Origin of the sequence: Emticicia sp., assembly GCF_043780375.1 — a bacterium.
GTDB lineage: Bacteria > Bacteroidota > Bacteroidia > Cytophagales > Spirosomataceae > Emticicia.
In genome coordinates, this window is the sequence record NZ_JAYWCU010000063.1 from 40,327 (window position 1) to 54,160 (window position 13,834).

The window sequence follows — 13,834 nt, forward strand, 5'->3', positions numbered from 1 at the left end:
TTTTAAATTGTTCATTGGCATTGAACATGTGCGATGCGTGAGCAGGAATAATTATCTCCTCGCCTTTAATTAAGTATAAAGTTTTTATCGTTGATTATAACTTCGCCTTTATCATCAATTATTTGAGTATTAGTGTCGAAAGGTGAAGCCTTTTCTGCCAATTCTTTGCCAGTATAAAATGATAAAGCGGTAATATTACGCTGATTAACAATGTTTTTTGCTTACCACAGCATTGGGCAAATATTCAATAACTTTAATGATAATATGTGCTTTTGATTTTTCTAATTCAGTAGTGGGTTTCATTTTTTTGTTGTACTCGAAAAATAATTTACGTTTTACGTAAAGGTGAGCAAATTTAAAGGGGAAAACTTATATAATTATCGAAAATTATTATATAATTCACACATTAACTCGTATTTATGATGTGAGTATTCGTTAAAGTTCTATCTTTCTCCTATTATATGAATTTTGACATTTTATTTATCATCAAACACGCAAAGTCATGAACAGAAAAGATAGAGCTGATATAGAAAAAAGCAGCGAAATAAAAGAAGAAAAAAAACTAAACTTCAAGAAATTTTGGGCTTGGGGAATAGGACTCATTGTTGCCTTGATGGTAATTGCTTATGTAGCAGGTTTTATCACTTTCGGCAGTAAGATTCCAGTCGTGAATGATAGCGAGAGAAAGGCTTATTTTGAGAAAGATTCTGCTACTTCTGCCGCTATTGCTAATGAAGTGAAAATGGATAGCGTGAAAGCAAAAGAATAAAAAAAAATGTGGTAACTTTGATTATATTTAGTTGCCACATTTTACACGATTTTACCAATTTTAATAATATTTAAAGACCTATTTCGTCAGCACTTGGGCCATAACTCCCTGGAATTGGCACGTCTAATAATCTCAAAAATACGCCTAATTGAGCTCTGTGATGAATAATCTGGCACAAAGAGTGGTGAACGGTTTCGGCTTTAGACAGCTTCATAAAAATTTCTTCGCCACTTCTTAAAGTCCAAGGTTCTGATAGCTTTTCTTCGTTTTCAGTTACTAAATGTGTTCTTCCATCAATCAATGATTTCTCAAATAAATCCATTAACTCAGTAGTATTATTAATCATAACTGGGTTGTAAGGAGCAGAAGCAAAATCTAACTCATCGGTTGTTAATGCCAAGGTTATCCAAGTGGGCAATTCGGCAATATGCGTAGCCAAACTACGAATAGTCATACTTTTTGGATGCGGTTGCCAGTCGTATTTGTCATTTGGTACGACAGACAACATTTTGCGAGTAGTGAGCGATTCTTGCTCCAATTCTTTAAGGTACATTGAAATCATTGACATAGTTTCTGCTGTTTTTTTTTGTTAATACTGCAAAGAAAAGTTATTCCACTGACAACCCTATGTCAGTGCGATTTTAAATATTTATAATATTTTTTCTCGCCAATTTTTAGTCTAAAACAATGTCCGCAGACGTACAAATATTGTCCGTTATCGGACATATTTTTGTGCTTTTTATTTATAAATCACTTATAATCAAATACTTATATTTTTGGCACAGCATTAGATAATATCTACTAAATTATGAAAAAGCTATGCTAAGAAACTACATTAAAATCGCTTTCCGAAACCTGTTAAAAAACAAGGTTTTTACCTCTATCAATATCTTTGGTTTGGCAATTGGCATAGCTTCTTGCTTGATAATCATGCTTTTTGTGCAAGATGAATTAAGTTTCGATCGATTCAACGAAAAAGCTGACCAAATTGTGCGAGTGGTGTTTCGAGGAAAAATGAATGGCGAATTCATCAAAGAAGCCTCAACAATGGCTCCTACCGCACAAACCCTCAAAAATGATTATCCAGAGGTATTGGCGGCAACTCGTATAAGAAGCTATGGCTCGCCCAAAGTTATTGTCAACGAAAAGGTTTTTGCAAGTGCTTCTTTTGCTTATGTAGATGCAAATTTCTTTCAAGTTTTTACGCTACCATTTGTCAAAGGAGATGTTAAAACTGCTCTCATTGAGCCAAATACGATTCTAATTACGCAGGCAATCGCAAATAAATATTTTGGTAATGAAGACCCAGTCGGTAAAACATTAAATTTAAAAGACAAAAACCAATTATTCAAAATAACAGGAGTTATTGCTGATTTACCAGTCAATTCTCATTTTCACTTCGACCTTTTTGGCTCGATGGAAACTTTACCTGAAGCTAAATTACCAACATGGTTGGCATCTAATTACCATACTTATTTGGTGCTTCAAAAGGACTATGATTATAAAAAATTAGAAGCAAAACTTCCACAAGTAATTGACAAATATATGGGGCCACTTATCAAGCAAGGTATGGGCGTGAGTTTGAGTGAGTTTCGCAAAAAAGGTAATGATGTCGGACTTTTCTTGCAACCATTATTAGATATTCATCTAAAATCTGATTTTTCAAATTCTTCAAGCCTCGAACCAAGTGGAGATATTCGCTACGTATATATTTTTGGAGCAATTGCACTTTTTATGTTATTGATTGCCTGCATCAATTTCATGAATCTTTCTACGGCTGGAGCTTCCAAACGAGCCAAAGAAGTAGGAATCAGGAAAGTTTTGGGTTCTGTAAAAGCTGAATTGATTACACAATTTTTATTAGAATCTATCATTCTGACCTTTGTTGCCTTAGTTTTAGCTTTGCTTTTAGTAAAAATCTCATTGCCATCGTTCAATAATCTATCAGGGAAAGCATTAGATTTTGATTTTACAAACAACCCCCTCATTATTATTGGTATTCTGTCATTTGGTTTATTGGTAAGCGTTTTGGCGGGAAGCTATCCTGCTTTTTTTCTTTCTTCTTTTAAACCCATTTCGGTATTGAAAGGTACGGTTATTCCCAACCGAAGAGGCATCAGTTTTCGTAGTGGATTAGTCGTTTTTCAATTTATTATATCGGTTAGCCTGATTTTGAGTACTACCATAGTTTATCAACAGCTGTCATACATTCAAAGCAAAAAATTGGGTTACGATAAAGAGCAATTGGTGGTCTTGAGAAACGCTTATTTATTGGGCAATAATGAAGCTATTTTGAAAACACAGCTCGAAAAAGACCCTCGTGTAGCAAGCGTTACAGCATCTGCATTCTTACCTGCTGGGCCAACAGATACTAATATGTCGGGTGTTTATCCTGACGAAAAAATGGAGCAAAATAGACGAGCCATTATTTACCAAATTGATACTCAATACATTCCTACGATGGGTATGCAAATAGTTTTGGGGCGAAATTTTTCAAAAGGGCTTACAACAGACTCGTCAAATGTGATTATAAACGAAACGATGGCTAAGACTTTAGGTTGGGGCAAAAAAGCAGTTGGACATATCATCAACCGTTTTACGGATAATAATGGTGGAACGAAAAGTTATACTATTATTGGCGTTGTGAAAGATTTTCATTTCAAATCACTGCATGAAGAAATTGCTCCTTTGATGATGGTTTTGGAAGAAAGTCATGGGTTAATCATCAAAGTAAAAACTAAAGACATTGCTGGCTTATTAGCAACAATGAAAACTGAATGGCAAAAATTCAATTCTGATGAACCATTTACCTACGCCTTTGTTGATGAACTTTTCAATAAATCATATCTTTCTGAACAAAAAACAGGAACTATTCTAAGCATTTTTGCTGGTTTGACCATTTTTATTGCTTGTCTCGGACTTTTCGGTTTAGCTACATTCACAGCCGAACAACGCACCAAGGAAATTGGTGTTCGTAAAGTATTAGGTGCGAGTGTTGGACAATTGATTGCTTTGTTATCAAAAGATTTCTTGAAATTGGTTTTAGTTGCTTGTGTAATTGCATTTCCTTTGGGCTATTTGGCAATGAGTTTGTGGCTACAAGATTTTGTTTATCGAATCAATATTAGTTGGTGGATATTTGTTTTCGCAGGGGCGGGAGCAATCGCAATTGCCTTATTGACAGTAAGTTATCAGGCAATAAAAGCTGCTTTAATGAATCCTGTGAAGAGTTTGAAAACGGAGTAATAAATTTATCGCTAAATCCATGCAACGTTTATAAAAATATATTGTCGTTTGATGCGAGTCTTTTGTAACCTTTCCTTTTTTGCAAAGTATTCACATATAATTAATCAATTATTAAAACTTGTTAAAAATGAATCCTTTAACAAATTTTAAAAGGACTTTGAAATCACTTTGAAATAGATTTGAATAAAAATTCAAATCTTTATTGAAAACACATTTTATGAAAAAAACGCTTTTACTTTTATTTTCACTCACAACCTTTAATTATTACCATTCATTTGCTCAAATTATACCTAAAAACCTTGAAGCAAAACGAACAAACAAACAAGTAATAATTGATGGAAAATTAACAGATTTGGCTTGGCAAGATGCCTCTAAAGCGGACGATTACACCGAATTTCGACCAAAAGCTGGTAGAAAAGAAGAAAAAGGTAATAATACCGAAACCTTTTTGATGTATGACGATGCTGGTATTTATTTTGGTGGGACTTGCTTTGAACGAAACATTGATAGTGTTTCAAAAGAATTAGTCGGACGTGATGGTTTCGGAATGAATGATTATATCGGGCTGATTTTCGATACTTATAACGACAAATTGAATGGTTTTGAGTATTTCTTGACCCCACTCGGTGAGCAATGGGATGCAAAAATGACTTCCAACCAAAATAGCAACAATGGTGGTGAAGATTTTAGCTGGAATGCAGTCTGGAAAAGTGCCGTGGTAATGCACGATAAAGGGTGGTCTTTCGAAATGTTTCTGCCCTATTCTGCCATCAGATTTAGTAAAGATAAAGTTCAAAACTGGGGCTTAAATATTACCCGACGACGACGAAAAACCGAGCAACAATATACATGGAATGCTATCAACCCCAATGTTAATGGTTTCTTGACTCAAGAAGGGCAATGGACAGGAATTTCAAATATAAAACCTCCTTTGAGATTACAACTTTTCCCTTATTTTTCGGTTTATGGTAATCATTTTCCTGCAAATCAAGCAGACCAAAAAAATTGGACAAACCAAGTTTCGGGTGGGCTTGATTTGAAATTAGGACTCAACCAAGCATTTACTTTAGATGCTACGCTGATTCCTGACTTTGGGCAAGTACAGAGCGATAATAAGGTTTTGAATCTCACTCCTTTTGAAGTAAAATTCAATGAAAATAGGTCTTTTTTTACTGAAGGAACGGAGCTTTTCAATAAAGGAAACTTGTTCTATTCAAGACGCATCGGTGGAACACCCCTGCATTTGTACGACGCTTACGATGATGCCAAATCAAATGAGGAAGTTACCAATAATCCTACCGAATCTAAACTGATAAATGCCTCAAAAATCTCTGGTCGTACCAAAAATGGACTTGGAATTGGTGTTTTAAATGCAATTACCCAAACACAATATGCTACTATTGAAAATATCGAAACTGGCGAAAAACGTAGATTTGAGACTAATCCTACGACTAACTACAATCTGTTTGTATTAGATCAAACACTTAAGCATAATTCGAGTATAAGTTTTGTAAATACGAGCGTAATTAGAGGAAGCAACGATTATAATGCCAATGTAAGTGCAGGTCTTTTTAGCTTTTCAGACAAAAAAAATACGTATAATTTATCAGGAAGTGCTTCTGTGAGCAATTTAAGGTATAAAAATGCTGGCGAAAAAAACTCCCTCGGTTATAGTCATTCACTCAGTTTTGGAAAAACAAGTGGGCGATTTAATTTTAATGTGTCGCAAGCCTTAACCGATACCAAGTTTAATAGTAATGATTTGGGGTATTTTACTAACAATAATTTTATCAATCACAGCTTTTATGTAGGCTACCGATATACCGAGCCGAAAGGTTGGTACAACAGACTGTTTTTTAATTTCAATGCAAGTTTGAGCAACTTATTTTCGCCTATTGGTGCAATCGAAAGTAAATATCAGCAATCTCGTCTGCAATTTAATATCAATGCTCAAACCAAAAAATTGATGTGGTTTGGACTCTTTGGGAATTACAATCCTGCACAAAATGATTTCTATGAGCCTCGCAATGAAGGTCGTGTTTTCAGAAGAGGAAATAGCATCGCTTTGGGTGGGTGGTTAGAAAGTAATTCAGCAAAAAAATACTCATTTAGTGCCGAGGTTTTTGAACGAGTATTCCTAAATTTTTATCAACTAAATGGTCTTGACTTCTCTTTAGGGCAAACTTATCGCTTCAATAGTAAATTTTCTATCAAACTTAATTGGGGGTATGAGCCTCGCCCAAGAAGTTTGGGTTATACCACAACATTGGCAAACAATACTATCTTATTTGCTATCAGAAAAGTCAATACTTTTGATAATATTCTTACCTTGAAATATAATTTTACCAATAAAATGGGGCTATCTTTCAGAGCAAGACATTATGCGAGCATTGTAAATATAAAGGAGTTTTATACTTTAAACAACAATGGCTCTTTGACACCCAAAACAGGCATTACCGATAATTATAATCGAAACGTCAATTATTTCAACGTTGATATGGTTTATACTTGGCAGTTTGGGCCAGGTAGTTTCTTAAATATTGTCTGGAAAAACGCTACTGTCAATAGCTCTGATATTGCTAACAACCGTTACTTTGAAAATTTACAAAATACACTTCAAACCGACCCAAATAATAATATTTCGCTAAAAGTTATATACTTTATTGATTATTTGAATTTTAAAAAGCTAAGATAAACATCATTAAGGAGTAAGAAGCAAATGCTTATTCTTTAATTTCTATATAAATTTAACATAGCGTTTCTTAATTCATTTTCTAAAATTAGCCGTTGGTTTTAGCCTGAAATCATCTGTCCGTCATCGTACAAATAAACGTCCGATTTCGGACATTATTTTTATATTTAAAAACACAATATGCTGATAATCAATAATTTATAAATATGGCATAGCGTTTGAAAAGTTATAATTAACATTTAATGGGAAGTAAGTATCACCAAAGTATTTGCTTGAATTATTTGCTAAATGGTTTCATTTGTCAAAAAAATACCTAATGATACAGTTAAACAACATCTCAAAATATTATCCCGCGGGTTTTGGTAAAACTTATGTCTTGCGAAACATTAATCTCGAAATAAAAGAAGGCGAATTTATTTCTATCATGGGCCCTTCTGGTTCAGGAAAATCTACACTACTTCACATTTTAGGTCTTTTAGAAGAAGCATCAGACGGAGAATATTTATTTGAAGGAACGCCAGTGCAAAAGCTTTCGGATAAAAAACGCACCGAATTGCACCGAACCAGTATTGGTTTTGTATTTCAGGCATATCATTTAATTGATGAATTAACAGTTTATGAAAACATCGAAACACCGCTTCTGTATAAAGGGCAGTCATCGTCAGAGCGAAAAAGTAGAGTAGCTGATATTTTAGATAGATTTAATATTGTTGGTAAAAAAGACCTTTTTCCATCTCAACTTTCGGGAGGGCAGCAACAATTAGTGGGTATTGCACGAGCAATTGTTGCTCAACCAAAAATTATTTTTGCCGACGAACCCACAGGAAACCTCCACTCAGAACACGCCAAACAAATCATGGAATTATTTAAGGAATTGAACCAAAAAGACGGTGTAACTATCGTACAAGTAACTCACTCAGAAGTAAATGCCGAATATGGAAACAGAATCGTAAGGCTGAAAGATGGCTGGGCAGAAGCCCTCTAAGCGAGGCGTCTCACCGCCCCCAAAGGCGAACTTTAACCATATTTTTTAAGCTTTTTATATCTAATAAACTATGAAATATAATTTTTTAAAAATTACTCTTTTAAGTATCCTATTATTCCCACATTTGGGATTAGGAGGCTTGTACGCACAAAAAATTTCCTTAAAAGAATGTGTTGATGTTGCCATCAAAAACAATTTGACTTACAGAGAAAGTCAGATTTTGGGCGAAAGTGCCAATGTTGAATTGTCAAGAGCCAAATCTCTAATTTATCCACGCATAGGTTTTGGCACTGGGCAAGACCTTCGTGTTGGTCGAAGCATTGATCGCTTTACCAATTCATTTATAGAAGAGGTTTATACCACTAATTATTTTGGTTTACAGGCAAATATGATGCTTTTCAATGGTTTTCAAATAAAAAATCAGGTTCGTCAAAATGAACTCTTGCGTGATGCAGGTGCAAAAAATGTGGAGGCTGTAAAAAACAGAACCATTATTGGAGTCTTACAAGCGTATTTGCAAGTATTGGCTTCGCAAGAATTACTGGAAGTGAGCAAACAACAAGTAGAAACTTCAAAATCTCAGGTCGAGCGAATCAATAAGCAAATAGCTGCTGGCGTGGTTGGGCAATCGGAGCTTTTTCAAGTACAATCACAATTGGTCAATGATGAATTTTCGTTGGTAAGTTCTCAAAACGCCAATAAAGCTGCAAGGCTTGCTTTGTTTCAATTGATGAATCAGTCAGTTAATAACAACCTTATTTTCGATTCTTTGAATGAAGAGTTTTTAATTTATACTGTTGAAAATCAATCAGTTGAGCATATTTTTGAACAAGCTATCAATAATTTTCCAGAGATAAAAGCAGGTGAACTACGCATGAAAAGTTTTGATAACCAACTCAAAGCTACTCAAGCAAACGTTTTACCTCAAGTTAATCTTTCAGGAAACTACGGCACGTTTTATTCTTCATCTAATAAAGCAGAAAGTTATTTCAAGCAAATTAATGGTACTCGAAGCGGCTCATTGAGTTTAGATATTAGTTTTCCGATTTTAGGACGACTACAAAATTCTCCACGAGTTTCGGCTGTGAAAATTCAACAACAATTAACCCAAAATCAACTCAATATTACAAAGCTTCAAATCAGACAAGCCATTGAACAGTCTTACCAATTGCTTTCAGCTGCTTCCGACCGATACAAAGTAGCTACCAATCAGGTTAATATTTTAGACCAAAATATCAAAGCAGTTGAAAGTAGAATCAATGCAGGAACGGTTAATTTTATTGAATATGTGCTTGCAAAAACTAACTTCGACCGGGCAAAATCTAACTTGGTACAAGCAAAATATGAGTTTTTGTTGCAAAATAAAATTTTAGATTTCTATAAAAATGGAGAGTGGAAGATAGAGTAAACGATAGTCCATAGACCACAAGTCAATGGTTAAAATAACTATTGACTATCGACTTCTTCAATACTTTACACCATTTTTTTCTAAAATCCCTTTTGCATTAACATTGCCTTCTTTTGCTGATTTTATATACCATTCGGTAGCAGTTTTTATATCGCCACGAGCAACGTAATTAATACCAATATTGTATTCGTATTCGCCCGTTGTTTCTTTGGTGGCGGCCTTTTGCCAATATTCAACTGCCTTTTGGTCTTGTTTCAATTCAACATAAGTTACGCCAATGTTTCGATAAGCGGTCAAATACTCTGGATTTTTGCTTATCAAAGCGTCTAATTCTTTTACTTCTTGCTCAAAATTTGTTTCTTTTCGATAGGTAAACGACCGATTAAGGTGTGAATCCCACAAATCTGGTTTCAATTTAATTGCCTCGTCAAATGCTTTTCGAGCCTCATCATATTTGCCAGTTCCTGTAAGTGCCAAGCCAAATGAATTCCAATAATCGGCGTTTTTTGGTTCGTTTGTTACGGCTTCTCGATAATATCTTTCTGAGTTAGGCATATCGCCCATTTTATAATAAGCAGTGGCAAAAAGCCAGTTGGTTCGATTGGTTTTTGGCAGGTATTGTGTAGCTCGCTCAAAATATTTAATAGCCATTTTTTGGTCACCTTCATCCAAAAACATTGAGCCTATTGTACGACACACATCTCCGTTTTTGAAACCTCCATCATCGGCACGCATCAAGTATTGTTTGGATGTTGGAAATTCTTTTGCTTCTAAATAATACCAGCCCAAATTACTCAAAATCATGGCATCGTTTGGAAACTCTTTGTCGGCCCCACTAAAGAGAGTCAATCCATTTTTCCAAATACGAGTTTGCTTGAAACTTAGTCCGCAAAGTACCAAAACTACAACACCAAAAGCAGGTAAAACAATTTTTGATTTTTTATATAACTTATTAATAATTAAACCTAAAAGAAATAAAGGGCCTACCGAAGAAAGATAATAATAACGGTCAGCAACAATAGCACTACCAACAGGAAATGGAAATTGAAGAACTGTAGAAACAGAAATCAAGAAGAAAGCCCCAGCCCACCAAATTCGTTTATCATTTCGTCCAAACCAATATAAAGTCCCTACGAGCAGAATTAAGCCAAGAAAACTCATTGAGTAAATCGCAGGGAGGTTTCCATTTGGTTTTCCGGGGTAAGGATAAAACGGAAAAAGGTTAAAAGGTATTACCGTTTTTATCCAATAAAAACAAAAAGCATAACACGACATCAAAATACGCTCGCCTATTGTATAAGCATTTGAAATCACCGAAGTAGCGTCTGCTCCTGCATCTTTTTGAGCGTGTGTAGCAAGATAAGCAAAAATAAACGTTACAATAAAATAGGGTATTTTATTGTAAATGAGCTTGAGATTCAAAGGTTTTTTCAAGAAACAATAGTCTGTAATGATTAGAATCGCAGGTAAAACAACTGCCATTCCTTTCGACATACAAGAAGCAATAAATAAAAGGAGCGATATAGCATAGAACTTTTTATCTTGTTTTTTGTCAAATTTTAGATAAAACCAAATCGACAAAAGCAAAAATAAAGTATAAAGTACGTCCTTTCGCTCGGCTGCCCATGCCACCGACTCAACATGCAACGGGTGAACGGCGAATAAAATAGCGGTAAAGACTGCCGTCAAAAAATTACCATTTAGTTTTTGTAATAGCTTGAAAACCAACCAACTATTAATGGTATGAAGAATCAAATTATCGAGATGATACAGCCATGTTTGTTCCTTTACTAAAGCATATTCGATGGCAAACGAGAGCATAGTAAGTGGGTGATAATTTCCAACGGCATATTTGGTAAAAAGCCCTTTTAGGTCAAAATTCTTTACTATATCATTTAATATAATGTACGGCTTATCGTCCCAAACAAATTGGTTTTGCCAAACTGGAATATACGAAACAAAAATTAGTAAAGCTAAAATCGCAGGAACCCATCGGGTAGCTTTTTCATTATCAAAAAATACAAGTACTTGACTATCAATCACTTGTGAAGCATGACGAGAATTTATTGGCCGTACAGCTTGTTTCGATTGAGGTTTTTGTTTTGCCATTTTTAATGGGTTATTAAGGTTATACAAAAATATTTCAATTTTCTTGCCAAACCAACGGGTCATCCGACTTTTTAGGGATATACCACCTTAGAAAAACAGTAATTATACAAACAAAAAGAGGCTACCTTTTTGATAGCCTCCTTAGATTTACTCAAATATTATAAAAATCAATTGGCACAACCTTGTATATAAGCTTGAAAAACTGTACCATTATTTGCTTCAAAAGTGCTACCACCGCCAGTTAAACTTGGCTTCAATTCGATTGATTTTCCAGCCTTTAAAGTTACTGTTGCATTACCTGCAATTTTATTACTTGCAGTAATTGTTTCGGATGCTTGCAAGGTTGTAATACCTGTATCTATATTATTGGTAGGGTTTATTAATACCAATGTTGTTGGGCATGGATTTGTTTGATTGAGTTTTGTTGAAAAAACACCTCTTCCATGTGTTCCAACTACAACAGTATTATCGGAAGCTCGAAATTTAAGCATATCGCACCGCACATGAGCCAAAGTTGTATTGGTAGGTGCCCATTGTGGGTTTACAGCGGTAATATCAGAAGTTGACCAAACACCTAATTCGGTAGCCAAAAGCACCTGTTTTGTATCCACAGGGTTGATTAAGGCGTATCTGATAGGGATATTTGTTAGTCCTTGTCCAGCTTCATCTTTCGAAATCCAAGTAGTTCCACCATCGGTTGTATAAAAAACAGACTTGATATTATAGTTAGATTTCGTTACAATAATTGTATTTTCGGTCGTTCCAAAATCCAAAGACGAAACATTTCCCAGAGCAGTAGTACCTTTATCCATAATTTTGGTAATAGTTGCAAGGGTTTGATTTCCTGCAACATTGATTCCAGTAATTTTATAAACATCACCTTCTCCTGTGCCAAGAAATAAGTTTCCTTGTATTTTTCCGAGTTTCAAAAATGAAATATTCAATGCCCCAGCTCCAGTAATTGAAACTGTTGAGGTAACATAAGTATGGTTTGGAGAAGAGCCTGTGATATGGTAACGAATGATTTTTGTGTCTTCCTCACCAGCAAGTGTATTATTATGCCACAAAGTATGGTTTGGCGAATCATAATCACAAGGGTTGATAAATTGTCCTCTGTTACTAAACTGTGGCTGCATTTCTACCCAATTACATTGAATATTTGTGCAAGAATTATTTATTGGGCCTGCTTTATTAAGTTTGGGCGTAACATTTGTATAATTGCTAATAACAATGGTAGAATCTAATTTATCAATAAATGCCAAACCACCATCGCCAGAATTTATTTCAAAACCCGAACCAATAGCAAGTGTATTAGATGCTGAGGTAAGTGTTTGAGTGCCATTGTCTTGGGCCCCTGCAATGATGCTTCCGTTATTAGCGATACTATTTATATCAACACTAAAAAACTGCGTAACATTATATCCTTTGTTGCGTTTTTGAAAATTAGGATAATTTGGTGGTACTGGATTTCCCCAGTTATTGGCATAATAAACACCTCCATCATTGCCAAATATAGCTTCATCAGGGAAGCCAGGACGTGCCGCAAAAGCATGGTTATCGACGTGCATCATAGCACCCAAAGCTGCGTAGCCCAATTTTGGTAGCCAAGATGTGCCCCCATTAACCGATACACTAAACCCAATGCCAGCGGCATAGAGTTTGAGAGGGTCGGTAGCGTGCGTTCCTAAAATCAAATCGTACCAACCTTGATTACCAACAAATTGTTTATCACCACCGCCGCCTAAATCAGTGTACATTGGTACTGTCATTGTTGTCCAGGAAGCACCTGCATTGTCACTTTTCAAGAAAAACTTTGTATTGTCTTCATTTCCTGCCGAAACTGCATAAATTACTTGACTTGCTCCGCTTGTGCTTGGTGCAAGGGCAATTTCGACTCTACCGTTGGCAAAAGTGCCAGCAGGAGTAATCAAATCGAAGTTACTTATTGTATTATCAGTTGATTTATACATTTTGACGGCTGTACTTGGTGTTCCTTCTGCTACATACAAAATACCATCAGAGCCAAGTTCTATATCCGAAATTTTATTTGCACCATCAGCTGGTGGGGCGTTTGTTCCTGTGAGGGCATTCCAAGAAGTACCACCATCAATTGACCTAAAAACACCAAAATAATTAAGTACAAAGATATTACCTTGTGCGTTTACAATAATTTTGAAGACTTCTCTCCATCCTGCTGCTAAAGTAGGGTTTACATAATCAGGTGTTGTAGAAGCGAGTCTTGTCCAATTTAGGCCTCCGTTGGTAGTTTTCCAAATACCATTTCCACCTGACCCCGAACCGCCAGTATTGCTTGTAGCACCCGAGCCGCCTCTTTCGCCTGTGCCTACATACATAATCTGAGGGTTTGAGGGGTCGTAAGTAATATCGCCAATGGCAATATTATCCCAAAAATCATCAATTTTCGTCCAAGCTGTATTAGCATTAGTTATATCAGTATTGTACCCCAAGCCACCTGCCACGCCACCTGCCCAAACTTTCTTTTTGGTGACATCATTTGGGTCAAACATGATGGCACGAGTTCGTCCACCAATATTGTTAGGACCTCTTTCTGTCCACGCAATATTTGGAATTGGTGCCATTAGTTTTATCATTTGGGTCATAATA

Annotated in this window: 8 protein-coding genes; 5 read left to right on the plus strand and 3 right to left on the minus strand. The window is 35.5% G+C overall.

The features are described from left to right. Positions 1-502: 502 nt before the first annotated feature. Positions 503-769, plus strand: a complete 267-nt coding sequence (locus ACH2CJ_RS04665; protein ID WP_394991070.1) for a hypothetical protein — start codon at positions 503-505, stop codon at positions 767-769. A gap of 70 nt (positions 770-839) precedes the next feature. Here ACH2CJ_RS04665 and ACH2CJ_RS04670 read toward each other — a convergent pair whose 3' ends face one another. Continuing rightward, a complete protein-coding gene (locus tag ACH2CJ_RS04670) occupies positions 840-1,337 on the minus strand; it encodes a DinB family protein (protein ID WP_394991071.1) in 498 nt (165 codons plus the stop codon). 251 nt (positions 1,338-1,588) lie between these two features. Between ACH2CJ_RS04670 and ACH2CJ_RS04675 the strand changes: the two genes are divergently transcribed. The 4 genes from ACH2CJ_RS04675 (at position 1,589) to ACH2CJ_RS04690 (ending at position 9,100) form a co-directional block, all read left to right on the plus strand. Further along, the gene (locus ACH2CJ_RS04675) at positions 1,589-4,015 is read left to right on the plus strand and encodes an ABC transporter permease (protein WP_394991072.1); all 2,427 of its coding nucleotides are present in this window, start codon (positions 1,589-1,591) and stop codon (positions 4,013-4,015) included. 217 nt (positions 4,016-4,232) lie between these two features. Next, the gene (locus tag ACH2CJ_RS04680; RefSeq protein ID WP_394991073.1) at positions 4,233-6,710 is read left to right on the plus strand and encodes a DUF5916 domain-containing protein; all 2,478 of its coding nucleotides are present in this window, start codon (positions 4,233-4,235) and stop codon (positions 6,708-6,710) included. 313 nt (positions 6,711-7,023) lie between these two features. Continuing rightward, entirely contained in the window at positions 7,024-7,692 is a 669-nt protein-coding gene (locus ACH2CJ_RS04685; RefSeq protein WP_394991074.1) for an ABC transporter ATP-binding protein, read from the plus strand. Between the two features lie 70 nt (positions 7,693-7,762). Next, the gene (locus tag ACH2CJ_RS04690; protein ID WP_394991075.1) at positions 7,763-9,100 is read left to right on the plus strand and encodes a TolC family protein; all 1,338 of its coding nucleotides are present in this window, start codon (positions 7,763-7,765) and stop codon (positions 9,098-9,100) included. A 57-nt stretch (positions 9,101-9,157) separates the two neighbouring features. On the opposite strand, the gene ACH2CJ_RS04695 is transcribed toward ACH2CJ_RS04690, so the two are convergent. Both ACH2CJ_RS04695 and ACH2CJ_RS04700 read right to left on the minus strand, forming a co-directional pair. After that, the gene (locus ACH2CJ_RS04695; RefSeq protein WP_394991076.1) at positions 9,158-11,209 is read right to left on the minus strand and encodes a tetratricopeptide repeat protein; all 2,052 of its coding nucleotides are present in this window, start codon (positions 11,207-11,209) and stop codon (positions 9,158-9,160) included. A gap of 167 nt (positions 11,210-11,376) precedes the next feature. Continuing rightward, a partial coding sequence (locus ACH2CJ_RS04700) for a 3-coathanger stack domain-containing protein (protein ID WP_394991077.1) occupies positions 11,377-13,834 on the minus strand: 2,458 nt, incomplete at its 5' end.

Excerpts from the sequence above, each read along its gene's own strand:
- ACH2CJ_RS04690 (WP_394991075.1), top strand. The coding sequence starts at position 7,763 with ATGAAATATAATTTTTTAAAAATTACTCTTTTAAGTATCCTATTATTC.
- ACH2CJ_RS04695 (WP_394991076.1), bottom strand. The coding sequence starts at position 11,209 with ATGGCAAAACAAAAACCTCAATCGAAACAAGCTGTACGGCCAATAAAT.
- ACH2CJ_RS04665 (WP_394991070.1), top strand. The coding sequence starts at position 503 with ATGAACAGAAAAGATAGAGCTGATATAGAAAAAAGCAGCGAAATAAAA.
- ACH2CJ_RS04680 (WP_394991073.1), top strand. The coding sequence starts at position 4,233 with ATGAAAAAAACGCTTTTACTTTTATTTTCACTCACAACCTTTAATTAT.
- ACH2CJ_RS04675 (WP_394991072.1), top strand. The coding sequence starts at position 1,589 with ATGCTAAGAAACTACATTAAAATCGCTTTCCGAAACCTGTTAAAAAAC.
- ACH2CJ_RS04670 (WP_394991071.1), bottom strand. The coding sequence starts at position 1,337 with ATGTCAATGATTTCAATGTACCTTAAAGAATTGGAGCAAGAATCGCTC.
- ACH2CJ_RS04685 (WP_394991074.1), top strand. The coding sequence starts at position 7,024 with ATGATACAGTTAAACAACATCTCAAAATATTATCCCGCGGGTTTTGGT.